We start from the raw sequence: 25,412 nt of genomic DNA on the forward strand, positions 1-25,412 counted from the left end.
GCGGCTTATAATCGCCGCCTTCAAACGCCCTGGCGCAGTTGTGCGCCCCGCGAATCCGGATCCCGCCATGTTACGAATCACTGAACTCAAGCTGCCAATCGACCATCCCGAAGAAGACCTGCGCGTCGCCATCGTGCAACGCCTGGGCATCGCCAGCGATGATCTGCTCGATTTCACCTTGTTCAAGCGCAGCTATGACGCGCGCAAAAAGTCCTCCGAACTGTGCTTTATCTACACCATCGACCTCAACGTACGCGATGAGGCCCGGGTGTTGGGCAAGTTCGCCGACGACCGTAACGTCAACGTGGCGCCGGATGTCAGCTACAAATTCGTCGGCCAGGCACCGTGCGATCTCGGCCAGCGGCCGATCGTCGTCGGTTTCGGCCCGTGCGGCATCTTCGCCGGTCTGCTTCTGGCGCAAATGGGCTTCAAACCGATCATTCTCGAGCGCGGCACCGAAGTCCGTCAGCGCACCAAGGACACCTGGGGCCTGTGGCGCAAAAGCGTGCTCAATCCCGAGTCCAATGTGCAGTTCGGCGAAGGCGGCGCGGGCACGTTCTCCGACGGCAAGCTGTATAGCCAGATCAAGGACCCGAAATTCCTCGGCCGCAAAGTCCTGCACGAGTTCGTCAAGGCCGGCGCGCCGGAAGAAATCCTCTACGTCAGCAAGCCGCACATCGGTACGTTCCGCCTGACCGGTATGGTCGAAAACATGCGCGAGCAGATCCGCGAACTGGGCGGTGAAGTGCGCTTCCAGGAACGCGTAAGCGACGTGCTGATCGAAGACGGCCAACTGCTCGGCGTGCAACTGGCCAGCGGCGAAACCCTGCATTCCAAACACGTGGTTCTGGCCCTCGGCCACAGTGCCCGCGACACCTTCCGCATGCTCCATGGCCGTGGCGTGTTCATGGAAGCCAAGCCGTTCTCGGTGGGTTTCCGCATCGAGCACCCGCAATCGCTGATCGACCGCGCGCGCCTGGGCAAGTACGCCGGGCACCCTAAACTCGGTGCTGCCGATTACAAACTGGTGCACCACGCCAGGAATGGGCGTTCGGTGTACAGCTTCTGCATGTGCCCGGGCGGCACCGTGGTCGCGGCGACGTCCGAGCCCAATCGCGTGGTGACCAATGGCATGAGCCAGTACTCGCGTAACGAGCGCAATGCCAACTCCGGCATCGTCGTCGGCATCACCCCGGAAGTCGATTATCCGGGCGGCCCGCTCGCCGGTATCGAGTTGCAGGAGCGCCTGGAATCCCACGCGTTCATCCTCGGCGGCAGCGATTACAAGGCCCCGGCGCAACTGGTCGGAGACTTCATCAACGGCAAGCCTTCCACCGAACTGGGCGAAGTCGAGCCGTCGTACAAGCCAGGCGTCGCGCTGGGCGATCTGGCTCTGGCGCTGCCGGACTTTGCCATTGAGGCGATCCGTGAAGCCTTGCCGGCGTTCGAGAAGCAGATTCGCGGTTATTCGCTGCACGACGCCGTGCTGACCGGAATCGAGACCCGCACCTCATCGCCGCTGCGCATCACCCGCAATGAGTCGCTGCAGAGCATGAACGTCAAGGGCCTGTTCCCGGCCGGTGAAGGCGCCGGTTACGCCGGCGGGATTCTCTCGGCGGGCGTCGACGGGATTCGTATTGCCGAGGCTGTGGCTCGAGACATCCTCGGCCTCGACGCCTGATCCGCATAAGCTGACACAACACAAAACCCTGTGGGAGCGAGCCTGCTCGCGAAAGCTGTATTTCAGTCGACGATGATGTTGAATGAAAAAATACCTTCGCGAGCAGGCTCGCTCCCACAGTGGTTTCTGCGTTCAGCTTTAGATATTGGCGCGCAGCACCGAGGTCGGCAGCGCCTCTCCGCGCTCGGCACTCGCCGCCACCGCTGCAATCAAATCACCCAGTTCATACCCCTGCGCCTTCAGCCAATCCTGATCGTAATACGTGTCGGCATAACGCTCGCCGCCATCGCACAGGATCGCCACGATCGACCCCGACTGCCCCGCCGCTTTCATCTGCTGCGCTGCCATCAGCGCGCCGATCAGATTGGTCCCGCTCGACCCGCCGACATGCCGCCCCAAACGCTGCGCCAGATAATGCATGGCCGCCAGCGACAGAGCGTCCGGCACCTTGACCATCGCATCAATGACCCTGGGCAGAAACGATGCTTCCACCCGAGGCCGGCCAATGCCTTCGATGCGCGAGCCGCAATCCAGACGCAGGCTGGCATCACCACTCTGATAAAAATCGAAGAACACCGAACGCTCGGCATCGGCACACAACACGCGGGTGCAGTGCTGGCGATAACGCACGTATCGGCCGAGGGTCGCGGTGGTGCCGCCGGTGCCGGGGCTGGAAATCAGCCAAGTCGGCTCAGGGTGTTTTTCGAAACGCATCTGCTGGAAGATCGACTCGGCGATGTTGTTGTTCGCCCGCCAGTCGGTCGCGCGTTCGGCGTAGGTGAACTGATCGATGAAATGGCCACCATGCTCGCGGGCCAGGCGCTCGGATTCGGCATAGATCTGCGTCGGATCCTGCACCAGATGGCTCTGCCCGCCGTAGAAGGCAATCTGGGCAATCTTCTCTTTCGAGGTGGTCGCCGGCATCACCGCGATAAACGGTAAACCGAGCATGCGTGCGAAATACGCTTCGGAGATCGCCGTTGAGCCGCTGGATGCCTCGATCACTGGCGCGCCGGGTTTCAGCCAGCCGTTACACAGCGCGTAAAGGAACAGCGATCGGGCCAGGCGATGCTTGAGGCTGCCGGTAGGGTGGCTGGACTCGTCCTTGAAATACAATTCGATGCCGGCAAAACCGGGCAGCGGCAAGGGGATCAGATGGGTGTCGGCGCTGCGCTGGAAGTCCGCCTCAATGATGCGGATGGCTTCGCGGGCCCACTGTCGGTTGTCGCTCATGGTTTCGGTTCTCGTTGAATCAGCAGGAGCTCGGTCTCCTGAAAAGGTCTGTCGCAAGCTTAGGAAAAATCCGGCAGACGGCAAAGATACAGCTGAGTCTCAATGTGTCAGGCAACTGCTAGGCTCAATGCTGCCCGGGCCAGACAGCTTGTAATGCCATATAACAAAAAAGAATATAACTTTTGTTTTAACAACTAACGGTACGGGTTAGGGTAGCCCACCTTTTTCACCATTCGATGGAGAGCGACCTTGCCTCTGCGTAGCACTTTCACGCGTTTCTTTCAGTTGGAAGCTGCCAGCGGTCTGTTATTGATCGCCGCCGCCATCCTCGCGCTGATCATCAACAACTCGCCGCTGTCGTGGCTGTACACCGGCCTGCTCGACACTCCGGTGGTGGCGCAGATCGGCGCGTTGAAAATCGCCAAACCCCTGCTGCTGTGGATCAACGACGGCCTGATGGCGATGTTCTTCCTGCTGATCGGTCTGGAAGTCAAACGCGAAGTGCTTGACGGCCAGTTGTCCAAGCCCTCGCAGATCGTCCTGCCCGGCGCAGCGGCGATCGGCGGCATGCTGGTGCCGGCGCTGATCTACTGGTTCCTCAACCGCGACAACCCCGCCGCCCTCAGCGGCTGGGCCATTCCGACCGCCACCGACATTGCCTTCGCCCTCGGCGTATTGGCGCTGCTCGGCAAGCGCGTGCCGGTATCGCTGAAGCTGTTCCTGATGACCCTGGCGATCATCGATGACCTCGGCGCCATCGTGATCATCGCGATCTTCTATTCCGGCGAACTGTCGACCCTGTCCCTTGGCCTAGCGGCTGCGTGCATTGCCGCGCTGGTGGCAATGAACCGGCTCGGCGTGGTCAAGCTCGGGCCGTACATGATCATCGGCCTGATCCTCTGGGTCTGCGTGCTCAAGAGCGGTGTCCACGCCACATTGGCCGGCGTGACCCTGGCTTTCTGCATCCCACTGCGGACGAAAAATGCCGAGCCGTCGCCACTGCTGACCCTCGAACATGCGCTGCACCCATGGGTCGCCTACGGCATCCTGCCGCTGTTCGCTTTCGCCAACGCCGGCCTGTCGCTGAGCGGCGTCACCGTCGAAAGCTTCACCCACGACGTACCGATGGGCATCGCCATCGGCTTGCTGCTGGGCAAGACCATCGGCGTGTTCGGCCTGACCTGGCTGGCGGTCAAGATCGGCATCGCCGCCCTGCCCCAAGGCGCCAACTGGGGCCAGGTCCTCGGCGTGGCAATCCTCTGCGGCATCGGCTTCACCATGAGCCTGTTCGTCGGCTCGCTGGCCTTCGAACCGGGCGTGAGTGATTACGCCGGCATGGATCGGATGGGCATCCTCACCGGCTCGATTCTCGCGGCGCTGATTGGTTATGCGGTGACGGCAACGGCGAGTCGCAGGGGCACGATACAAACTTCCTGAGGTTTATTGCGGCCAATGGCATAGCCCCTCAACAGACGAGGGGCTTGGCTCCAAGCCTTGCAAATGTGCTATATCTTGCGCATCAAACAGCCATCTACTCAGCACAGCTTGGAGTCATTCATGTCGCGCAAAGCCGAAAAACGCCCATTGACTGACGATCAGATTGCCGTTCAGGAGTCGCGAATTCCTGACATCGCTCTAAAGGCCTTCAGCAACGCCTATAAAATGGCACTTGCAAACGGCGCAGCGGTGCTTGTCGCTAAAGATGGTCAGCTGCTTGAAGTGACCGAGAAGACTTCCATCGTTTTGCGGTCGATTGGCGCCTACGGCAATCTGAAAAGCGGAACGCGTCTGCACATCAAAAAATCTTCAAAACAGGTTACTTCTTGAGCACACCGAGAATACGGATATTTGCGGGACCGAACGGATCCGGGAAAAGCACATTCAATCGACTTGTGCCTGCGCATCTGCTGGGCAACTACATAAATCCTGACGACATCGAACGCTCAATCAAAGATACCGGGTATTTTGATTTCAGTTCTTATCGCATCGAAGCACACAAAGCCGAGCTGTTCGACTTTCTACGTGCTCACCCCCTTCTGAAAAAATCGCCTCGTTCGCAGGCAAAGCTTGATGACCTCGCAATTGACGGAGTCCGGCTCAACTTTTCGAATACTGAAATCGACTCGTACGTGGCGTCAGCACTCTGCGACTTCATCCGTAGATCGCTGATAAAAGAGCGCATCAGCTTTACTTTCGAAACCGTCATGTCCTCCGCAGACAAAGTCAGCCTTCTCGCTGAAGCGAATAAATCCGGCTATAGGGTCTACGTCTATTACGTCGCAACAGCGGACCCGCAGATCAATATTGCGAGAGTTGCATACCGCGTTTCCCGAGGCGGGCATAACGTTCCTGCTGAAAAGATTGAGGCTCGATACTGGCGATCTCTAGAGCTTTTATCCGAAGCTATCCTGACCTCCAACCGAGCCTATATCTTCGATAACTCTGATGAAGGCAGTGAAGGTCTGACGCAGATAGCTGAAATTACGGATGGAGAACTGATCGAAATCAAATCCGACACTCAGCCGCCGTGGTTCAAGCAGTTCGTGCTGGATAAATTGCTTTAGATTCACTCCGAAATTCACATCGCCAATTGGTAACGATGAGTTTGCGTAGGAGACTGCTCCACGTCTCTTCGGCAGACCTCGTTTGAGTCGAACAATCCCCACGTCATTAGCGACCCGTCCTACAGCCACACTTTCCGCGCTTCGATAACGTCGTGCAGCCCCTTTTCGAGGGGCTGTCGATGGTGAACGAAGGGACGATCAGTGGCGCGGAACAAGGACATCCCCCGGGTGCAAAACCCACCGCAGGGCGACGGACATCACGTTACCTGGCGGTATATGACGGCGGCTGAACTGGCCGAGCGCGAAGCCGGGCAAAATGCCTACGATGCGATGCTGGCGCGGCAGGAGGCTTTCGAGCGCAGCCGGGAAGTGGCGGCGAAAAAACCTGAAGCTGTGCGTGCCGGGTGCGTATTCGCCAAGTCCTGCAAGTTGCCGGATGCGATCATCGATTACAGCAATCCTTCCGGCATGGTGCCGACCGACAGCCTGAAGGATTACGGCGAGCTGATTCTGCTCGGCGCTCGCGAAGCCGACCCAAGCGGCGGCATTCCTCTCAAGAAAATCAGCGCCAACGCCATCCCGGTCGGGTTCGGCAGTCTGGCTTTGGCAGGTTCGGCTTTCGAAGCGCTGCCGGCGCTCGTCTCCAGTGCCGCAGCTGCGCCTTTGCTCGGGCTGGTTGCGCTGCTGATGCCGTCCAGCCTGGGCGACAGCGCGCTCTATACCGACGAGCAACTGAGCACACTCAAACAAGCCCGAACCCGCGTGCGCCTGCGCGTCGAGCAACAGGCCGATGGCAGCCTCAAGGGTTACGGCTTCTACACCGGCAAGAACCGCGATTGGGAAATGGTCGATGTCGTGCAATTCACTGCACGCGGCGACCGGTTCGTTGCGAACTTGGGTGAAGGCATCGAACTGCTCTGGACCCCGGCGGTGGATGGCTCGGACATTCTCGGCATTCCAGCGCTGGAGGCTGCCCCGCAGGCACCGCATATCTGGGTGTATCCGCCGACGAAAGCGGCGGATGGAATTCTGGTGAATCCGGTTTATCCGCCGGAGTACAAAGACTTTATTTTGGTGTTTCCGGCCGGATCTAGTATTAAACCGGTCTACATCGTCATCAGTACTCGCGCTGGTGATCACGAATATCATCCGCCGCCTGACATACTGCCGGCTTTTCCTGATGCCAGAATCGTCGGCCGTAAAACAGTAGTCCAGGGCGGTGGTTCAAAACGCAAAAGATGGAAAACCGCCAAAGGGCATATTCTTGAATGGGACTCCATGCACGGAACGATTGAAAAATATGATCCTCGGGGAAACCACATCGGGGAATTCGATCCAGCGACTGGTGAGCCCACGTCTACAAAAAAGAATAAAAACTCGAAGAAAGGAAAAAAACGGAGCGTTGAGCCTTGAGATTTTTGATAGAAGCTTTTGATAAGCAGACTGATTACCAAGTATCGATAACCGAAATACCCAAAGAGTATGCAGAGCACATTAAGTCGATTATGGGTTGGACGACCAAGCAGCAAGGGTGGGAAGGCTACGATTTGAATCAGAATCAAGTTCAAGCCTTTGAAAAACTGATGCAGATATCAATCGCAGATTCACGCTATTACTTTCAACTGACATGTAACGGCCCCGATTAGCCGTAAGCGAGCAATGTGAAGAGCAAAAAATAAAAGCAACATCAAAGTATCTGCGAGGAAGAAATGGGTCTGGTATTGAGGCTGGAGTGGTACGACACAGCAACCCTAGAAATTCAGGGCGAGGAATCGTCAAAAGATCTAGGGGACGATGAATCAGTTTTGAATGCTCCGAGTATTCCGGTGGAAGGCAGCATCAATAATGGCGGCTTCAACGTCATCGAAAAGTGGGTAGCTAGCATTCAGCCGTACTTTCAACATCAAATCACTCTGAATACCTGCGACTACCAGATTTCGTTTGATTACAGTTAAATAACCGGGATGAGTTCTTCATGCGCTTTCTTTCGATTACCGGATTCTTCCCTGACGAAGCCCAAGACGACTCCTTGCAATTCGAGCTGGATATCACAGGCAGCGAGATGAATGAAAAAATGGCACAGCTCATTGAATCGAAGCCCTTGGATGAGGTGGAACCCGGCGAGCTGTTGTTGACTCAGGATCAGGTAACCGCATTGGAAAACCTGCTCAGCGTCAGTTTTCCAAAGGGCCTCGAATACTTCATGGGCACCTGCGCCACATACTGAATGAGCAATTCACAAGCAAAGAAAAACCCCGACCAGTCACCTGATCGGGGTTTTCTTCAACCGGCTTCCCGCTTAGTGCGAAACGCGGCTGGTCCCGCCAACGGTGGAGATGCGTACCCGCTCGCCAACGCGGAATACTTCATTCTCCTGAACCTGCTGCACATAGGCGCGCATGCTGCCGTCGTCTTCGCGGACGGTGATTTCCACGCCCTGGGTGCGGGTCAGGCCTTCTTCGGTGGCGGAGCCGAGCAGGCCGCCGGCCACTGCGCCGATGACCGCAGCGACGATGCTGCCCTTGCCGCCGCCGATGGCGCTGCCGCCGACACCGCCGACCACTGCGCCTGCTGCGCCGCCGATCGGGGTTTTGGTGCCTTCGATTTTTACCGGTCGCAGGGATTCGATGGTGCCCATGCGAATCGTCTGCACACGACGCGCTTCGTCACGGGAGTAGGAGTCGCCGGTGAGGCTCGATTGGCAGCCGGTCAGCAACATCGCCATCGTGGAAAAGGAAGCAACCAGCAGAACAGACTTACGCATAGCATCAACTCCAAAAGAACATGTGTTCATTAAACTCCGTGGCCTGGCGTCTGTCACGACACCATCCGGATAAAATTGGCTTCCATTCAGGCTGGGTACAGATGCCCGCGAGCGTTCACTTAAAGTAGCGTGAAATCACCGATCCGCCATCGTCCTTCATCCCGCTCGGTAGACTGCTCAGGGTGCCAGACGTTCAAGAATCCACTCGGCGCCCTGCAGCCGGTAGTTGAGGCGATCATGCAGGCGGCTCGAACGGCCCTGCCAGAACTCGATGCGCTCGGGCAGCAAACGGTAACCGCCCCAGTGTTCCGGGCAGTGCGGCTGGCTGTCGCTGAAGCGTTGCTCGGTGGCCTTGAGCAAATCTTCCAGTTCGCCACGACCGTTGATGACCTGGCTCTGCGGCGAAGCCCATGCCCCGAGGCGGCTGCCCAGCGGACGCACCTGATAATAGGCATCGGACTCTTGCGGCGTGACCTTCACCACCCGCCCTTCGATGCGCACCTGGCGCTCCAGGGTTGGCCAGAAGAAGGTCATGGCGGCAAACGGGTTGGCTGCCAGATGCTGGCCCTTGGCGCTGTCGTAGTTGGTGAAGAAGGTGAAACCCTGCTCGTCGAGCCCCTTCAGCAATAAGACGCGGCAATGCGGACGACCGTCGGCATCGACCGTGGCCAGGGTCATGGCATTGGCTTCCACCGGCGCCTGCTCGGTTTTCAGCGCATCGGCGAACCACTGGTGAAACAGCGCAAACGGCTCGGCCGGGGCTTGCGCCTCGGTCAAACCGTCACGGGTGTAGTCGCGACGCATATCGGCCAGAGCCTGGGTCATGGCGGATTCCTTTTCGTTAGCGGATCACTTCTTGCCGGCGTCGGCTGCGGCGACTTTCTTGTCGGTCGCGGCGGCTTTGGCTGGTGCAGTTTTTTTCGCTGGAGCCTTGGCCGGAGTTTTCTTCGCAGGAGCCTTGGCGGCGGTTTTCTTGGCTGGCGCCTTTTTCGCCGCTGGCACAGCGGCTTTTTTCGCCGCAGGCGCCGGGGTAACCGGTTTGGCCACTGGCTTGACGTCTTGCGCAGCAACCATCGTCACCGGCTTCGGCGCTGGCATGTTGTATTTGCTCAGCAGTGCAACCATGGTGTTTTGCGGAGTCACCAGCAGTTCGACACGACGGTTCAAGGCGCGGCCTTCAACGCTGTCGTTGGCCGCACGCGGCGCTTCCGAACCCATGCCGCGCAGCATCAGGCGGTCACGCTGCAAGCCGCTGAGACGGAAGATCGCTGCCACCGATTGCGCACGTTCCTGGCTCAGCTTGATGTTGGCCGGCGCAGCGCCGCTGGTGTCGCTGTGACCGAGCACCAGCACCGCAGTCTTCGGGTCGGCTTCAAGGATTTTCGCCACGCGAGTGAACGGGCCGAGGGTGACCGGCAGCAGCATCGCCGGGCGGTCCGGGTTGAACGAGCCTTCTACCGGCGCCGTCACTACCAGCACGTTGTCGCGACGTTCGAGCTGCAGGTTGCTGTCCTTCACCGCTTCACGCAGACGCGGTTCGTAGTCGTCGAGCCAGGCCTGCGTCACCTTCGGATCCGGCATCGGCACGGCTTTGGCGGTTGGCTGATCCTTGCCGCCGAACGGCCACCACCATTTGCCATTGGACTCGGCCTCGGCTTTGGCCACCTCGACCGGTTTGGCTTCAGGTTTGACCTCGGCTTTCAGATCAGCTTTTACCGCTTCATCGCTGGAACCGAACGGCCAGTACCACGGGTTGCTGCTCTCGGCCTTGGCCACTGGCGCAGTCGCCGCAGGTTTCAACGGGGCTGGGGCCGGGTCTTTGGCCGCGACTTTGTCGGAAGAACCGAACGGCCACCAACTGCTGCCGTCCGCATCGTTTTTCGGGGTCTGTGCGCAACCGGTGATCGCTACACACAGGGCCAGGGCGAGGGTCTTTTTAGATGACATTGAAAATCCACAAGATGAAGTAATGAAAAATCAGAGCACTTTCGCCCGGATAAACAGCCGTTTTGAAACGAAAATCCCTTCGAGGTTCCGACCCTGGAACCTCTGTTGATGCTTTACAGACAAGTGGCAAGCACCCGCGCCAGTTTTTGCGCGCGCGGATCCATCAATACGTAAGGCCCCAAGGTATTTGTCACGAAACCGAAGGCAACGTCGTGCTCCGGATCAGCAAAACCGATCGAACCGCCCGCCCCGGGATGGCCGAACGCGCGCGGGCCGAGGCCGTAGGTGGCGTTGGCCACGTCCGGTTGATCAAGCATGCAGCCGAGGCCGAAACGCGTGCGGGTGAGCAAGGTCTTGTCGTCGCCGAGACTGTGCTCGCGGGTCAGCTCTTCTAGCATCTCGCTTTCGAGCAGACTGCCGTCGAGCAGGCCGGCGTAAAACCCGGCGAGGCTGCGCGCATTGCCATGGCCGTTGGCCGCCGGTTGCTGCATGCGCCGCCATTCCGGCTTGTTGGTGCTGGTCAGCACCGACGGCGGATTGGTGAAGGCGCGGGTAGTCATGGCGGTCGGTTCGCGCATGGTCACTTGCAGCAGGCGCTGGGCCGCGGCGTCGCCGGCGCTGCCCTTGCCACGGGCGATATGCGCCACGCGATGAAATTCTTCGTCGGCCAGGCCCACATGGAAATCCAGCCCCAACGGTTTGGCGACCCGAGCGACAATCGACTCGCCCGGCCCACGAGCGTCGGCGCGGCGCAGCAATTCGCCAACCAGCCAGCCGTAAGTGATCGCGGCGTAACCGTGCCCGGTGCCCGGCGTCCACCACGGCGCTTCGGCCGCAAGGGCGTCGACCATGGTTTGCCAGTCGTACAGGGCTTCAGGGGCGAGCAGTTCGCGCAGCGCCGGCAAACCGGCCTGATGGCAGAGCAATTGGCGCAGGGTCACCGATTCTTTGCCTGCGGCGGCGAATTCCGGCCAGTAGCGGGCAACCGGGGCATCGAGTTGCAACTTGCCTTCGGCGACCAGTTGCAGCGCGGTGACGGCGGTGAAGGTCTTGGTGCAGGAGAACAGGTTGGCGATGGTGTCGCTGTGCCAGGCTTCAGCACCGTCCTTGTCGGCGGTACCGGACCAGAGGTCGACGACGGTTTCTCCACCGACCTTGATGCACAGGGCTGCGCCGCGTTCCTGGGGATCGTCGAACAGTGCGGCGAAAGCCTCGCGCACCGCTTCGAATTGAAGCTCGTAATGTCCCTGAATCTGCACCCGCAACTCCCCCGCGAAAACGCTCTACAAAGTGGTCCGCATTGTTCCAGCCCTTGAGGGATTTGGGAACAGGCGCGGGCCAGACGGTTAAAAGCCAAATCAAAAGATCGCAGCCTTCGGCAGCTCCTACATGGGATCGCGTCCTCTGTAGGAGCTGCCGAAGGCTGCGATCTGTGTGGGCGTCACGCCTTAATGACCATTCCCCGAATGCCCACCCGCCTGCGCAGCCCCCGCCGCCTTGCCAGCCTCGGCCTTGCGCCCGCCTTCAACCTCGGCAGCCGGCGTTTTCTGCGCCTCCTTGCCCAACTGCTCCAGCGCCTGCAAATTGCTTTTGCGCACTGCCTCGACAAATCCCTGATACGGCAGATCGGTGACGCCGACCAGTCCGAAATGGCCATTCTCGCCGTCGAGCAACCGGCCGGTCACCGGTTGGTCGAGATACTGGAACCAGTGCACGCCGACAATCGACGGTTCGCTCAGGGCCTGCTTGAGGAAATTGGCATAGGCCGGGCCGCGATCCTCTTCTTTGGCCAATTGCGTCACGCCGCCCCAGAACGGGCCTCGGTCGGCCGAGCCGAAGTTGAATTCGGTGATCAGCACCGGTTTGTCCAGCGCTGCCAGCGCGGCGAAGTCGTAACCGTCCTGCGGCTTAAGCGTGTACATGTTAAAGCTCAACACATCGCAATACTGCGCGCAGGACGCCACGGCCTCAGGCGTGCTGATAGCGAAGCGACCGCCCAGCAGCATCTGGTTCGGCGCGTGCCATTTCAGCGAATCGGAAATGGTCTTGAAATAAGTATCGGCGAAGACCTTCTGGAAGTATTTGAAATCCGCTTCGATCTCCGGATGCTCAGGATTGGGCAGCGGCGGCACGAAGCCCGGGTCTTCCATCAATTCCCATGCCGGCAGGTCGATGCCCCAGGCTTTGGACAGCCCGGCCTGATTGCGGTACTTGTCGCGCAATTGCTTGAGAAAAGCGCGTTTGGCCGGCACGTCGGTGGTCATTTTCAACGTTCCATAGGCCAACGCGTAGCGAGCCTTCGGATCGTCACCGGGACCGGCCCAGGCCAGTTCGTTATCGGCGTAATAACCGATCAGCCACGGATCGTCACGGTGATCGCGGGCGGCAATGGCCACGGCGCGCTCGGTGGCCATGGCGAAACGCGGATCGAACGGATCCGGCATGCCGCCCCACCAATCGCTACCGGTGCTGATGCTGGCGTAATCACCGACGATCGACAGCGGCAAGGTGTACGGCACACGTTCAGCATCCGCCAGCGACGGCGCGCTCCAGTTGCCGACGGTGTTGAAACCCCAGGCTTGCAGCCGATCAAGGGTATGCCGGGTCCAGCGTTCTTCATCAATCGTGGCTGTGCACGGAGCGGTTTGCGCGCTGGACGCTTGCACCGCATCGGTCTGCGCCGCTTCGGCAATACCCGACTTCGGTTCGGCAGCCGCCGCTGCGGATTCAGTGGCCTGCACCGAACCGGCCTCAGCCGCGCCCGCCTTCGCCGCTTCGGCGATCCCGGCCTTGTTGTCGCTGTCCGGTTTGCACGGTTCACCGTACAGGCGTTGCAGATTGGCGCCATAGAAGTTGTACCAGCGGCCATTGCCGTAGCCACGCCCCTGATCGGCACCATTGCCGCCACGGTTGTCACCCTCACCGAAATGCGCAGCCAGCGGGTCGTCGTTCTTCGGCAGTGATTCGAACATGTACTCGCGACCAGCCACGTAGGTCTGGTTGACCTGTGGGCTGACTGTGTTGACACCCAGCGAGTAGAACGGATGGCCTTCGGGGGTTACCAGATACCAGCGGCCATCGCGTTTTTCCGTGCGGAAGAACCCGCTGGCCTTGAATGCCGGGCCCTTGTTCCAGCCGCCGAATTTGTCCAGCGAGGACTTTTCGCGCTCGGCCAGCCAGTTGTTCAGTTGCTGCTGCTCTTTGTTGGCGGCGCTTTTCAGCTGCTCGTCACTGCTGACTTTTTCCGGCCACTTGCTGCGGGTCGACTGCCCGTAAGCATCGAGCAGATTGCCATACACCGCCTGGGTTACCGATTCGCCGTCCTGCACGCCGAACCGCTCGAGCAACAGGCTCTGCGCAACTTTCGGCTGATCCATCGACAGACTCACCGAAACCACCTGGCTGCGGTCGATCTCGCCCGTGCTGCTGGCCAGCAGAATGCGCTGGCCATCAACGATCATCGGCATCGGCGGTCCGGCCTTCATGCCCTGACTCAGCGGCGTCGAAGCCACCAGCGGCACCAGCAAGGTTTGCGCGGGGCCGGCCGGCAGATCGACGCGGCTGACCAGGGTGCGACCATCGTTGCTCTGGATCTGCACATAAACCGTCACCGCCCAGTTCATCGCACTCTGCAGACGCAGAGTCATCATGCCCGACTGCGACCAGTCCCAGGCGCCAGTCTGCGGTGTCAGGCGCAAGGTTGGCTTGGCGACCGGGTTGAACGTCACCCGACGCAGCACTTCACCTTCTGCGGTCTGTTCGGCATTGGCCTGCGGCAGATCGGCGTTTTCGGTAGCGACCTTGACCACATCGGCCGGACGCACGAAGTTGAACAGCGTCTGCTGACCGGCGGGCGCGGCCAGCAACGGCGCGGCAAAGATCAAGGCGAAAACAGTGGGCAACGAACGGCGGATCATAAGAACGGAGTTCTCCCTAACGACCAGTCAAGGCCAGTGGAAAAGCGGTGGCAGAGAGATAGACAACGCGGTGGGCCATTCGGCCCACCCGTGTCTCAGGATATTTCACGACGGAAAGGAGGCAACGCATTGAGGATCGCCTTGCCGTAGCGCTGGGTGACCAGACGCCGGTCAAGCAAGGTGATAGTGCCGCGGTCTTCTTCGGTGCGCAGCAGACGGCCGCAGGCCTGAACCAGTTTCAGCGAGGCATCGGGCACGGAGATTTCCATGAACGGATTGCCACCGCGCGCCTCGATCCACTCCGACAACGCGGCCTCGACCGGGTCGTCAGGCACCGAGAACGGAATCTTGGCGATCACCACGTGCTCGCAATAAGCGCCCGGCAAATCGACACCTTCGGCAAAACTGGCCAGCCCGAACAGCACGCTGGAATCACCGCCATCGACCCGCGCCTTGTGCTTGTTCAGGGTTTCCTGTTTCGACAGGTTGCCTTGAATGAACACTTGTTTGCGCCAGTCGCGGTCGAGGCCGTCGAATACGTCCTGCATCTGCTTGCGCGAGGAAAACAGCACCAGTGTGCCCCGGGAACCCTCGACCAGATCCGGCAGTTCGCGAATGATCGCTGCCGTGTGGGCGGCGGCATCGCGCGGGTCGGCTTTCAGATCCGGCACGCGCAGTACGCCGGCATCGGCATGATGGAACGGGCTCGGCACCACCGCCGTGACGGCTTTTTTCGGCAGACCGGCGCGCATGCGGAAACGGTCGAAAGTGCCCAGCGCCGTCAGCGTCGCCGAAGTCACCAGACAGCCGTAAGCGACATTCCACAAGCTGCGACGCAAGGTTTCCGCCGCCAGAATCGGGCTGGCGTTGACCTCGATGTCGAACAGCGAGCCGCTTTCAGCGAGAGTCAGCCAGCGTGCCATGGGCGGGCTGTCTTCCGGGTCTTCGGCGGTGAACGCGGTCCACAGCTCCCAATTGCCGGAAGCACGGGACAACAGGCTGCCGAACAGCGGATACCATTCTTCGGCCTGGTTGCTGGCGATGCCGATATTGACCTCGCCATCCATGCCTTCCTTGAGCAGGTCGGTCAGGCGCTGGAACAGGTCGTTAAGGCGCGAATAGCCTTTTTTCAGCTCGATGCCCATCTCGCGCATGTCCTCGGGAATCACCCCGCCGACGAAGCGATGACGCGGGCGCTCACGGCCTTCGACGTCTTCGCCGGGTTTGAAATCGGCGATCTGCTCGCACGCGGTGAACATGAACTGCTGCTGGGTCTTGATCTCCCGCGCCAGCTCCGGCACCTGCTCGATCAGCTTGCCGAGATCGCCCGGCAACGGGTGCTGGGCGAGCAGTTTGGTGAGGTTCTTGGCGGTGGTTTCCAGCCAGTCGGCGGTGGAGCGCAGGCGCGTGTAATGGGCGAAGTGGCCGATGGCCTTGTCCGGCAGGTGGTGGCCTTCGTCGAACACGTAAATGGTGTCGCGCGGATCCGGCAGCACGGCGCCGCCGCCCAATGCCAGGTCTGCCAGGACCATGTCGTGGTTGGTGACGATCACGTCGACCTTGCCCATGCCTTCGCGGGCCTTGTAGAAAGCGCACTGGCCGAAGTTCGGACAATGCCGGTTGGTGCACTGGCTGTGATCGGTGGTCAGGCGCGCCCAGTCGGCGTCTTCCAGTGCGTTCGGCCAGCTGTCGCGGTCGCCGTCCCACTTATTGCCGGCGAGCTTTTCGATCATGCTGGTGAACAGCTTCTGACTGGCCTCGTCGACTTCGATCTTGAAGCCTTCTTCTTCGAACAGCTGCGCGGTGGCGGTTTGCGCGTGGCCTTCCTGCAGCAGCATGTCGAGCTTGGACAGGCACATGTAGCGGCCACGGCCCTTGGCCAGGGCGAAACTGAAATTCAGCCCGCTGTTGCGCATCAGGTCGGGCAAGTCCTTGTAAACGATCTGCTCTTGCAGGGCGACGGTCGCGGTGGCAATCACCAGACGCTTGCCGGCCAGTTTCGCCGTGGGAATCGCCGCGAGGCTGTAGGCCACGGTCTTGCCGGTACCGGTGCCGGCTTCCACCGCGACAATCGCGGGGTCGCCACTGCGCCGGCCTTCGTCGTCGGTGTCGATGTCACCGAGCACCTTGGCGATTTCGGCGATCATCAGGCGCTGGCCATAACGCGGCTTGAGGCTCTTGGCCTCTAGAAAACGCGTATAGGCGCCCTGGATCGTGGTTTTGAGTTCAGTGCTGATCATTGAGTGTCGGGCGCTAAAAACGCTGGATAAATTTTCAGTAGTTTGGTTCGCCGGCTATCATACCTGCCTAATCGATCCTGCGCAGAACGGAGTGCCCGAATGACACCTTTTAGCCTCGTTTATCCCCTGCATGTCCTCGCCGCTCTGGTGTGGGTCGGCGGGATGTTTTTCGCCTGGATGGTCTTGCGCCCCGCGGCTGTGAAGGCTCTGGACGGCCCCGCTCGCCTGACCCTGTGGGTGGAAGTGTTTCAAGGTTTTTTCCGTTGGGTCTGGGTGGCAGTGATCCTGTTGCCGATCAGCGGCGTGGGCATGTTGCATCTGCAACAGGTCGGCTTCGAGACTGCGCCGAAGTACGTACAGGTGATGATCGGTTTGTATGTGGTGATGACCGCGCTGTTCATCCGCATTCAGGGGTTGATGCTGCCGGAGTTGCGCAAGGCGGTGGAGGCGAAGGATTGGCCGGCGGGTGCGGCGGTGCTGGGGCGGATTCGGCGGGTGGTGGGGCTTAATCTGCTGGTCGGGGTGGTGCTGGTGGCGGTGGCTGCGGCTCGGCCGATGTTCTAGGCAGCATCTTGTCAATCAGGACAGATACTGACTGTGGCGAGGGAGCTTGCTCCCGCTGGGGCGCGCAGCGGCCCTGATCCGGACCGCGCGCTTGTTCTGGTTGAAACAAACCCGCTGATTTTGGGCTGCTTCGCAGCCCAGCGGGAGCAAGCTCCCTCGCCACAGTCGAGTAATGTCGTTCTTTAGAGACGTTGCACGGTTACCGCACCCGCCGCCCCTGTCGGCCCAGGCTGGCCATCAGCCCCGGCCTTGCCGTTCTTGCCGCCATCGGCGCGATACACCAGGCAGCCCTTGGATTTGCCGCCCTTCCCTGCTTTACCACCGACACCCGCCGGGCCGCCGGCACCGCCAGCCACGTTGACCTTGATCAGCTCGGCAGGAAAATCCCGGGGCACGGCCAGGCGCACCAGCGCACCCGGCGCGCCTGGCTGGCCATCGCTGCCGTCACTGCCATCGGCACCGTGGCCGGCGGAGCCATAGGTGCAGCCCGGATCTTCACCGTTGCCGCCGTCGAGCCCGACGAAACCCGGCGCGCCGGTGCCGCCACGGGCATCGACGGTCAGTTGCGGCGCGCTCAGGGCCTGAAATTGCAGATTCAGATTGCGTCCGGCGCGAGCAGCTTTTTCATAAGTGCCGGGGGCGCCGCGTGCGGTGATCTGGCTGCCGTCGCTCAACTCGGCGCGTTTCACCTTCATCTCCAGCGCCTGTTCAGCCGGAACGATGGCGATGCGCGCCTCGTGACCCAGGCGCAGTTCATCGATGGTCAATTCGGTGACGTTGGACGGGATCAGCAAGGTGCCGTAATCGGCGACTTCCAGCTTCTCCAGTTGCAGAGTGCTGGTGGTATTGGGCAAGCGCATCAGCGAATTGCTTTGCACGGTGACCACCTGGGCGCAGGCCAGCGGACTGATGAATGCAGCGAGCAGGCAGAGTTTACGCATGGGAAGAAGCCTCCGGAGCGGCCGGGGCCGGGATGGTTTGCAGATGGAAAACGCCGAACAACAGAATGCGGCCACGATCACGCCAGGGATGCGGACGCCCCTTGAGACTGCGATTGCACAGCAGCACTTCGAGTACATGAATCAGCAACAACAGAGCGCCGGCCAGATTGACCAGCAGATGCAGCGGATGGACAAACGGCACCAGTTGATTGGCCAGTACCACGCAGCAGAACAGCAGGGTCAGCAAACGCCCCAGCCCCCAGAAAACCTTCATACGCTCCCCCGTGTTGCGAATTATTCTTTGCACGCACAGTACCGGCTTCTGCGTGGGATAAGCCAGAGGGAAAAATGAATTTTGTGCAAACGCTGATGAAATGGCCGCCGGGGCGACGATCTCGCCCCGGCGGCTCTAGCCTGCGTACTACAGACCCCTCCTAACGATTGATATGCAGCTCGACGCGGCGGTTTTGCGCGCGACCTTCATCGGTGGCGTTATCGGCTACCGGTTCACTCTCGCCTCGGCCCTCGCTGGTGAGCTTGTTCGGCGCCAGGCCCTGACTCAGCAGGTACGCAGCGACACTGCTGGCACGGCGTTCCGACAATGCCTGGTTATAGGCGTCGGAGCCTTTGCTGTCGGTGTGCCCGATGACTTTGATGCTGACCACATCGGCATTGCGCAGCTTGTCCATCAAAGTGTCGAGCTGGGCTTTTGCCGCCGGGGTCAGATCGGACTTGTCGAAGTCGAACAGGACGTTGCCGGCATCGCTCAAGGTGATCACTTCGGTTTGCGGCGCAGGTTCGACCGGTTTTTCCGCGACTGGATATTGCGGCCGCGGGCAACCGCGGTGATCGACTTCGGTGTTCTCCGGCGTGTCCGGGCAACGGTCGCGACGGTCGAACACGCCGTCGCTGTCTTCGTCACCGTCCTGCGCGTAGCAGATCAGCCCGCCGGTGACGATGCCCAATGCCGCGCCGCCGCCGGCCCAGCCAGCGCTTTCAATGGCGCCAAGACCGCCACCGACCAGGCCTCCAAGCAGGCTGCAGATCGGCCACGTACGTTGATTGAGGGGGGCGGTGCCATCGCTGTGAGTGGCACAACCGGTGAGTAAGCTGCCAAGCAGCAGCACCGGCAAGACGGACCTTGAGAAAACACGCATTTGTGAACGCTCCTGTGTACCGGCCCATACCGGTTACTCAGGAGTAAAGACCCGCATCCGCGACTGCACAAGCCGCGGATGCGAGAGGGGCTAGCGGACGATTTTGATTTCGGTACGACGGTTCTGCGCGCGACCATCGGCCGACTTGTTGTCAGCGACAGGCTGGCTTTCACCAAGGCCCGACACCGAAACGAAGCTGGCACGTGGCACGCCCTGCTGGATCAGGTATTCCACCACCGAGTGCGCACGCCGATCCGAGAGTTTCTTGTTGTAGGCATCGCTGCCGACACTGTCGGTGTGACCGGTCACGGTCAATTGTGCGGTGGAGGATTCCTGTTTCAGGCGATCGGCGACCTTGTCCAGCACTTGCTTGTCAGGGCCGGTCAGCGTGGCTTTGTCGAACTCGAAGTGCACATCACGAATGACGATGGTTTCTTCCTTGACCACAACCGCTTCTTCGACCACTGGCGCAGGCGTTGGTGGCGGGCAACCGTCAGCGTCGACCTGCACGCCTTTTGGCGTGCCCGGGCACTTGTCGCGACTGTCCGGCACACCATCGCCGTCTTCGTCACCATCACCATGCACCCAGCAGTAAGCCGCCGCCGTACCGCCGACGATCAGCGCACCATAACCGGCCCACGAAGCGCTTTCCGTTGCACCGAGACCGGCGCCGACCACACCACCGACCGCCGCACAGGTCGGCCAGTCGGTTTTCTGCAAACCTGCACAACCAGTCAACACACTGGTTAGCAGAACCAAGGGTAATGCTGTCCGAACTATGCTCATCTAGTTTTCTCCTGAGGGATCGGCTTGAAACCGATTCAGGGAGTAAAGACCGGAGTTTTAATCTCCGCCAGCAATAGGCCACCGCTGTTTGCGACCCTGTTCACAGGGGTTCAGCTCTTTTGGCGCAAAGCGACGCAACCGGGCGCTTTGCCGCCGCCGTCTGGCAGGCTAGTCTTGGCGGTCTGACTGAGGAGCTTCGATGAACGTCGCCATTTCTTCGCGCACGCCGCAACAGGCGCTGGCCGCTTTGCTGGATCGCTATGCCCCGGCGCGATTGCTGCTGATCGGCGCCAGCGAATTTCCGGCCCTGGATGCTTTCAAGCAGGCCCACCCCGAAACGGTGGTGGCCCATGCGGCGCCCGGGGCATTGCCCGTCAAACTCGCCGCGCAACGCTTCGATCTGGCGCTGGTAGTCGATTGCCTGGAACATTTGCCCAAGCGCGACGGCCTGAATCTGCTGGGCGGCATCCGCAATCTCAACGCCAGTCGCATCGCGGTGCTGGCGGATCTGGCGGCCAGCGGCTGGCAGGAAACCGATTTCTATTCGCTGGCACTGCAGGCCAGCGAGCGTTTCCAGCGCGACGCGCAGGTGCTGACGCTGTTCACTTACGATCTGCTTGACTACAAACAAGTCCCCGACTGGCTCAATTCTCGCTTCTGGGCCAATCCGGAAAACTTCGGGAAATACTGGTGGTGATGCAATGAGTACAGCCATTTGCCCTTGCGGCAGCGGCAATCTGCTGGACGCCTGCTGCGGCCCTTATCACCAAGGCCATCCGGCGCCGTGCGCCGAAGCCTTGATGCGTTCGCGCTACAGCGCATATGTGCTGGGCCTGGTCGATTATCTGGTGGCGACTACCCTGCCCGCCCAGCAAGCGGGATTGAACCGACAATCGATCAGCGACTGGAGTGCGCAAAGCACCTGGCTCGGTCTTGAGGTCGAAAGCTCCGAAGTCTTCGGCGGCCAGCCGGAGCACGCCTTCGTCACCTTCACTGCGCGCTGGCACGACAGCCAGGGCGAGCACAGCCATCGCGAGCGCTCATCATTCGTGCAGAACGCCGGACGCTGGTATTTCATCGATCCGACGGTGCAGATGAAGCTGGGTCGCAATGACGGCTGCCCGTGTGGCAGCGGGCAGAAGTTCAAGAAGTGCTGTGCGGGTTACTTCGGCGCTTGAACTGAAGATCAAAAGATCGCAGCCTGCGGCAGTTCCTACATGGGATTTAGCGTCAATCTGTAGGAGCCGCCGCAGGCTGCGATCTTTTAGCGTCTAGACTGGCAACAAAGGGAGTACAACCATGCTCGGTCGTCGGCGCACATTACATTTCCTGCTGTTGATGCTGATCGTAAATCTCGGCGGCTGTGCCTCGTGGTTCAGCGATGACAGCGTCGAGCCGGCCGTGCATCTGGTGAAGGTCGAGGTGGTGCGGGCCAAACTGCTCGAACAGAAATTCATCCTGCACTTTCGCGTCGACAATCCCAACGACAGCGATCTGACCGTGCGCGGCCTGGAATACCGCATCCATCTGGCGGATATCCTGCTGACCGAGGGCGAGCATGAGCACTGGTTTACCGTCGGGCCCAAGCGCAGCGCTTACTTCAAAGTGCCGATCCGCACCAATCTGTGGCCGAAGGTCAAACACGTGGTGAAACTGCTGAAGAATCCGAACCAGCAGATTCCCTATCGATTGCAAGGGGAAATGGAAACCGGTTTATTCATCGCCCACTACGTGCACCTTGAGCGCAATGGCGTGATAATCCCCGCCGATCTAACTCCGGAGTGACCTCGATGACTCAACAACCCCATGTCCATGGCCCTGACTGCAACCACGATCATGACCACCATCACGATCACGACCATGGCCATGTCCACGGCCCGAACTGCGGCCACGCCCACCAGGAACCGGTGCGCAATGCCCTGAAAGACGTCGGCCGCAACGACCCTTGCCCATGCGGCAACGGCAAGAAATTCAAGAAGTGCCACGGCGCTTGATGCTCTCGGCGGAGATATTCTTAGCCTGATACATCGCCTTCGCGAGCAGGCTCGCTCCCACAGTGACCGCATTCCGATCTCCTGTACGAGTGAGCCTGCTCGCGATGGGGCCCGCACATTCAACATTGTTGCCGCCTGACACACCGCTTTCGCGAGCAGGCTCACTCCCACTGTGAATTGCATTCCTTCTGACGAAATGCGGTCGCGTGTGGGAGCGAGCCTGCTCGCGAAGGCGGCGGCGCCTCCACTACAAAACTTCAGCCCGCCGCCAGAATCTGCGAAGAGCCGACCACCGTCGCATACTCCCCATGCAGATTCCCCAGCGACATCCCGTGCACCTCTTGAGCGGTACGCAACGTGCCGAAATAGTCGGCCTTGTCGAAGGTGAAGCACGCATCCTCCGCCACAAACGTATCGAACCCCAAATTGCCTGCGGTGCGCGCCGTCGACTCAACTGAGTTATTGGTCGCTACACCGACGATGATCAGTTGCCCGATCCCGGCGTCACGCAACCGCCCTTCCAGCCCGGTCGCGCAAAACGCGTCCGGAACGTCTTTCTGGATCAGCCATTCACCGTCCTGCGGCGCAAAGCGTGGCTGGAACTCGACCCCGGACTGCTCGGGCCAGAACACCGAATCAGGCGAGCGCGACAAGTGCTGCACGTGAATTACCGGGCGCCCGCTCCGCCGCCACAGCGCCAATAACTCAAGCATTCGCTCTTCGGCCTGAGGATTATTCCGCCGCCCCAGACGCGGATGCAGAATGCCTTTCTGCTGGTCGATGATGATCAGCGCAGCGTTGCTTTGAAGCTCCATAGCGATCTTTCTCCTGACAGGTCTCGGGACTCATTCCGCAGTTCAACATCAGCTCTTTCCCACAAGCAACTGTCACAGCTCTGACCGATCAGCCGACAACTGCACAAATAACCACTCGCCCCGCTTGCGCGGCCCTCGCGCCGTCACTAACGTAGCGGCTTTATTGCGCCCCCAGCCTTATACCCCCGCAGGAGCTTCGCCATGGCCTCGCCAGCCCTTACACATTTTCTTCCCCGGTTCGGCGTTGCCGCAGCAGTGGCCGGAGTCCTCGGCCTGTCCGGTTGCCAGACCTGGAACGCCCAGGACAGCCTGCCGCCGACCTCCGGGGTGCAAGCGCTCAAGGGCCTGGCGCAGAACGTTTCGGTGCGGCGCAATGCGATGGGCATGCCGTTGATCGAGAGCAACAGCTTCCATGACGCGCTGTTCAGCCTCGGCTATGTCCACGCCAGCGACCGCATCAATCAGATGGTCACCCTGCGCCTGTTGGCCCAGGGCCGTCTGGCGGAGTTGTCCGGGGCGTCGATGCTCGATGCTGACCGCTACATGCGCGCGGTCAATCTGAAGAAGAGTGCCGGCGAGCTGTACAAGGCCTCGTCGCCCCGGCTCAAACGCTTCTTCGAGGTGTACGCACGGGGCGTCAATGCCTACCTGTTCCGCTACGCCGACAAGTTGCCGGGCGACCTCGCCGCCAGCGGATACAAGCCGGAATACTGGAAACCGGAAGATTCGGCGCTGATTTTTGCCCTGCTGAATTTCAGCCAGTCGGCCAACCTGCCGGAGGAAATCCAGTCGCTGGTGCTCGCGCAAACCGTGACCACTGACAAACTCGCCTGGCTGAGCCCGTCGGCGCCTGATGAAAACCTCCCAGTGGCTGAAGCCGACAAGCTGCAAGGCCTCAAGCTCAACGGACAGATTCCCGGCCTGACAGAACTGAGCAGCGCCAGCCAGCAGTTGGCGGCGCTGAACCTGCTCGCCACGCCGACGGCGAACAACTGGGCGATCGCCCCGCAACGCAGCCGCAGCGGCAAGAGCCTGCTGGCCAGCGATGCGCACGGGCCACTGGCCGCGCCGTCGCTGTGGAGTTTCGTGCAGATCCGCGCGCCGAAATATCAGGCCGCCGGCGTCACCGTGGCCGGTTTGCCAATGGTGCTCGGCGGCTTCAACGGCAAAGTGGCGTGGAGCATGACCAGCGTGCTCGGCGATAACCAGGATCTGTTCCTCGAAAAAATCCGCCGTCAGGGCAGCAGCCTCACTTATGAAGTCAACGGCAAATGGCAGCCGCTGGGTGTGCGCAACGAAACCTATTTCGTCAAAGGCCAGCGACCGATTCGCGAAGCCGTTTACGAAACCCGCCACGGCGCGCTGCTCAACAGTGCCCAGGCAGCGGCGCAGGGCAGCGGTTTCGGACTCGCGTTGCAGACACCGAATTTCACCGACGACAAAACCCTGGATGCCTTCTTCGATCTGACCCGCGCGCAAAACGTCGAGCGCGCTTCGGACGCCAGCCGCGAAATCCGCGCCATTACCCTGAATCTGGTGTTTGCCGATGCGAGCAATATCGGCTGGCAAGTCACCGGGCGCTTCCCCAACCGTCGCGAAGGCGAAGGCCTGCTGCCCTCGCCGGGCTGGGACGGTCGCTACGACTGGGACGGTTACGCCGACCCGATGCTGCATCCCTACGATCAGGATCCGGCCCAAGGCTGGCTCGGCACTGCCAACCAGCGCGTGATTCCCGACGGTTACGGCATGCAGTTGTCGAAATCCTGGGCGGCACCGGAACGCGGCGAACGCCTGGCCGAAATGGCTGGAAGCGGCAAGCATGACAGCCGCAGCGTGATCGCCATGCAGTACGACCAGACCACCACGTTCGCCGCCAAGCTGAAAAAAGTCTTCGAAGCACCAGGCATGAAGCAACCGCTGAAGCAGGCAATTGACGCACTGCCGGAAGCCGAACGCAGCAAGGCCCGCGAAGCCTTCACGCGCTTGATGGCGTTCGACGGCAAGCTCAGCCCGACCTCGGCGGATGCGGCGATCTACGAACTGTTTTTGCAGGAAAGCATGACGCAGATTTTCCTCGATGAACTGGGGCCTGAGTCGAGCCCGGCGTGGAAAGCCTTTGTCGCCAATGGCGATCTGTCCTACGCGGCGCAGGCCGATCATCTGTTGGGTCGTGAAGAGAGTCCGTTCTGGGATGACCTGCGCACGCCGCAGAAGGAAGACAAATCCGTGATTCTCGCCCGCAGCCTCGCTGCGGCAATCACTGCCGGCGACAGTCAATTGGGCGGCGATCACCGCGCCTGGCAGTGGGGCAAATTGCACAGCTATGCATGGAAAAACAGCAATGGCCAGACCGTTCGCGGTCCGTTGGCGGCCGGTGGCGATCACACAACCCTGAACACCTCGGCGTTTGCCTGGGGTCAGGACTTCGTCACGACGCGTGCGCCGTCGATGCGTTTTATCGTCGACTTCGGCCAGAGCGAGCCGCTGATGGCACAGAACGGAACGGGGCAGTCAGGCAATCCGCTGAGTCCGAATTATCTGAACGGGATCGATGCGTGGCTCAAGGGTCAGTACATCGGCTTGCCGATGCAGCCGCAGAACTTTGATCGGGTGTATGGCAAGACGCGGTTGACCCTGACTCCTGGAAAATAGAGCGAAGATCAACAGCCCCTCACCCTAACCCTCTCCCGGAGGGAGAGGGGACTGATTGGGGGATGCTCGGGTCTTGCGCCGACCTGAAAAAGAGATGGTGAATCCAACATTGGACCAGGCTCAAGGCTGTGCCGGATCCATAGTCAACTCGGTCTCC

26 protein-coding genes are annotated in these 25,412 nt (G+C 60.6%); 14 read left to right on the forward strand and 12 right to left on the reverse strand.

Translation table 11 applies throughout. The annotated features are described in order from the left end of the window. Positions 1-67 precede the first annotated feature (67 nt). Positions 68-1,681 (forward strand): NAD(P)/FAD-dependent oxidoreductase, encoded by a 1,614-nt coding sequence (locus GXB78_RS16905; protein ID WP_329516205.1) that lies wholly within the window; start codon positions 68-70, stop codon positions 1,679-1,681. A 138-nt stretch (positions 1,682-1,819) separates the two neighbouring features. Here GXB78_RS16905 and GXB78_RS16910 read toward each other — a convergent pair whose 3' ends face one another. Then, positions 1,820-2,914, reverse strand: a complete 1,095-nt coding sequence (locus tag GXB78_RS16910) for a PLP-dependent cysteine synthase family protein (protein WP_329516206.1) — start codon at positions 2,912-2,914, stop codon at positions 1,820-1,822. 249 nt (positions 2,915-3,163) lie between these two features. Here GXB78_RS16910 and nhaA point away from each other — a divergent pair, with 249 nt between their 5' ends. From nhaA to GXB78_RS16940, 7 genes are all read left to right on the forward strand, one after another. Continuing rightward, complete coding sequence (gene nhaA, locus GXB78_RS16915) at positions 3,164-4,351, forward strand: Na+/H+ antiporter NhaA (protein WP_329516207.1); 1,188 nt, start codon at positions 3,164-3,166, stop codon at positions 4,349-4,351. A gap of 120 nt (positions 4,352-4,471) precedes the next feature. Further along, positions 4,472-4,741, forward strand: coding sequence for a hypothetical protein (locus tag GXB78_RS16920; RefSeq protein ID WP_329516208.1), 270 nt, complete (start codon positions 4,472-4,474; stop codon positions 4,739-4,741). Next, entirely contained in the window at positions 4,738-5,478 is a 741-nt protein-coding gene (locus GXB78_RS16925) for a zeta toxin family protein (RefSeq protein WP_329516209.1), read from the forward strand. The genes GXB78_RS16920 and GXB78_RS16925 overlap by 4 nt, the downstream gene beginning before the upstream one ends. A gap of 201 nt (positions 5,479-5,679) precedes the next feature. Then, positions 5,680-6,891 carry an S-type pyocin domain-containing protein gene (locus GXB78_RS16930; RefSeq protein ID WP_329516210.1) on the forward strand — a complete coding sequence of 404 codons (1,212 nt, stop codon included), beginning with the start codon at positions 5,680-5,682 and terminating at the stop codon, positions 6,889-6,891. A gap of 5 nt (positions 6,892-6,896) precedes the next feature. Further along, positions 6,897-7,124, forward strand: coding sequence for a DUF7683 domain-containing protein (locus GXB78_RS28310; protein WP_456239209.1), 228 nt, complete (start codon positions 6,897-6,899; stop codon positions 7,122-7,124). Between the two features lie 63 nt (positions 7,125-7,187). Next, positions 7,188-7,433 carry a colicin E3-like toxin immunity protein gene (locus GXB78_RS16935; RefSeq protein WP_329516211.1) on the forward strand — a complete coding sequence of 82 codons (246 nt, stop codon included), beginning with the start codon at positions 7,188-7,190 and terminating at the stop codon, positions 7,431-7,433. A gap of 20 nt (positions 7,434-7,453) precedes the next feature. Next, positions 7,454-7,705: a pyocin S6 family toxin immunity protein gene (locus GXB78_RS16940; protein ID WP_329516212.1), complete on the forward strand. Its 252-nt coding sequence runs from the start codon at positions 7,454-7,456 to the stop codon at positions 7,703-7,705. Between the two features lie 72 nt (positions 7,706-7,777). On the opposite strand, the gene GXB78_RS16945 is transcribed toward GXB78_RS16940, so the two are convergent. The 6 genes from GXB78_RS16945 to dinG form a co-directional block, all read right to left on the reverse strand. Next, entirely contained in the window at positions 7,778-8,242 is a 465-nt protein-coding gene (locus tag GXB78_RS16945) for an outer membrane lipoprotein (protein WP_016771369.1), read from the reverse strand. A 177-nt stretch (positions 8,243-8,419) separates the two neighbouring features. Beyond that, positions 8,420-9,067, reverse strand: a complete 648-nt coding sequence (pdxH, locus tag GXB78_RS16950) for a pyridoxamine 5'-phosphate oxidase (protein ID WP_329516213.1) — start codon at positions 9,065-9,067, stop codon at positions 8,420-8,422. A gap of 24 nt (positions 9,068-9,091) precedes the next feature. After that, positions 9,092-10,189: an OmpA family protein gene (locus GXB78_RS16955; protein ID WP_329516214.1), complete on the reverse strand. Its 1,098-nt coding sequence runs from the start codon at positions 10,187-10,189 to the stop codon at positions 9,092-9,094. 113 nt (positions 10,190-10,302) lie between these two features. Beyond that, on the reverse strand, positions 10,303-11,448 hold the full coding sequence (locus tag GXB78_RS16960) for a serine hydrolase domain-containing protein (RefSeq protein ID WP_329516215.1): 1,146 nt from the start codon (positions 11,446-11,448) through the stop codon (positions 10,303-10,305). Between the two features lie 189 nt (positions 11,449-11,637). Then, the gene (locus tag GXB78_RS16965; protein ID WP_329516216.1) at positions 11,638-14,106 is read right to left on the reverse strand and encodes a beta-galactosidase; all 2,469 of its coding nucleotides are present in this window, start codon (positions 14,104-14,106) and stop codon (positions 11,638-11,640) included. Between the two features lie 95 nt (positions 14,107-14,201). Then, positions 14,202-16,346, reverse strand: coding sequence for an ATP-dependent DNA helicase DinG (dinG, locus tag GXB78_RS16970; RefSeq protein ID WP_329516217.1), 2,145 nt, complete (start codon positions 16,344-16,346; stop codon positions 14,202-14,204). A gap of 99 nt (positions 16,347-16,445) precedes the next feature. Here dinG and GXB78_RS16975 point away from each other — a divergent pair, with 99 nt between their 5' ends. Beyond that, positions 16,446-16,910 (forward strand): CopD family protein, encoded by a 465-nt coding sequence (locus GXB78_RS16975; RefSeq protein ID WP_329516218.1) that lies wholly within the window; start codon positions 16,446-16,448, stop codon positions 16,908-16,910. 182 nt (positions 16,911-17,092) lie between these two features. On the opposite strand, the gene GXB78_RS16980 is transcribed toward GXB78_RS16975, so the two are convergent. The 4 genes from GXB78_RS16980 to GXB78_RS16995 form a co-directional block, all read right to left on the reverse strand. Further along, the gene (locus GXB78_RS16980; protein ID WP_329516219.1) at positions 17,093-17,851 is read right to left on the reverse strand and encodes a collagen-like triple helix repeat-containing protein; all 759 of its coding nucleotides are present in this window, start codon (positions 17,849-17,851) and stop codon (positions 17,093-17,095) included. After that, positions 17,844-18,125 carry a DUF1145 domain-containing protein gene (locus GXB78_RS16985; RefSeq protein ID WP_042608223.1) on the reverse strand — a complete coding sequence of 94 codons (282 nt, stop codon included), beginning with the start codon at positions 18,123-18,125 and terminating at the stop codon, positions 17,844-17,846. The genes GXB78_RS16980 and GXB78_RS16985 overlap by 8 nt, the downstream gene beginning before the upstream one ends. Positions 18,126-18,285: 160 nt before the next feature. Further along, positions 18,286-19,008 carry an OmpA family protein gene (locus tag GXB78_RS16990; protein ID WP_329516220.1) on the reverse strand — a complete coding sequence of 241 codons (723 nt, stop codon included), beginning with the start codon at positions 19,006-19,008 and terminating at the stop codon, positions 18,286-18,288. Between the two features lie 90 nt (positions 19,009-19,098). Beyond that, entirely contained in the window at positions 19,099-19,794 is a 696-nt protein-coding gene (locus GXB78_RS16995; RefSeq protein ID WP_016770616.1) for an OmpA family protein, read from the reverse strand. 199 nt (positions 19,795-19,993) lie between these two features. Here GXB78_RS16995 and GXB78_RS17000 point away from each other — a divergent pair, with 199 nt between their 5' ends. From GXB78_RS17000 to GXB78_RS17015, 4 genes are all read left to right on the forward strand, one after another. Next, positions 19,994-20,491 (forward strand): DUF6231 family protein, encoded by a 498-nt coding sequence (locus tag GXB78_RS17000; protein ID WP_329516221.1) that lies wholly within the window; start codon positions 19,994-19,996, stop codon positions 20,489-20,491. Between the two features lie 4 nt (positions 20,492-20,495). Further along, on the forward strand, positions 20,496-20,972 hold the full coding sequence (locus GXB78_RS17005) for a YchJ family protein (protein ID WP_329516222.1): 477 nt from the start codon (positions 20,496-20,498) through the stop codon (positions 20,970-20,972). 121 nt (positions 20,973-21,093) lie between these two features. Beyond that, entirely contained in the window at positions 21,094-21,579 is a 486-nt protein-coding gene (locus tag GXB78_RS17010; RefSeq protein WP_329516223.1) for an LEA type 2 family protein, read from the forward strand. A 5-nt stretch (positions 21,580-21,584) separates the two neighbouring features. Continuing rightward, positions 21,585-21,788 (forward strand): SEC-C metal-binding domain-containing protein, encoded by a 204-nt coding sequence (locus GXB78_RS17015; RefSeq protein ID WP_003198420.1) that lies wholly within the window; start codon positions 21,585-21,587, stop codon positions 21,786-21,788. A 257-nt stretch (positions 21,789-22,045) separates the two neighbouring features. Here the strand turns inward: GXB78_RS17015 and GXB78_RS17020 are convergent, their stop codons facing one another. After that, on the reverse strand, positions 22,046-22,603 hold the full coding sequence (locus GXB78_RS17020) for a cysteine hydrolase family protein (protein WP_329516224.1): 558 nt from the start codon (positions 22,601-22,603) through the stop codon (positions 22,046-22,048). 201 nt (positions 22,604-22,804) lie between these two features. On the opposite strand from GXB78_RS17020, the gene GXB78_RS17025 reads away from it, so the two are divergent. Next, on the forward strand, positions 22,805-25,255 hold the full coding sequence (locus GXB78_RS17025) for a penicillin acylase family protein (protein WP_329516225.1): 2,451 nt from the start codon (positions 22,805-22,807) through the stop codon (positions 25,253-25,255). The last annotated feature ends 157 nt before the right edge of the window (positions 25,256-25,412 follow it).

This window comes from Pseudomonas moraviensis subsp. stanleyae (assembly GCF_036283065.1).
Classification (GTDB): domain Bacteria; phylum Pseudomonadota; class Gammaproteobacteria; order Pseudomonadales; family Pseudomonadaceae; genus Aquipseudomonas; species Aquipseudomonas stanleyae.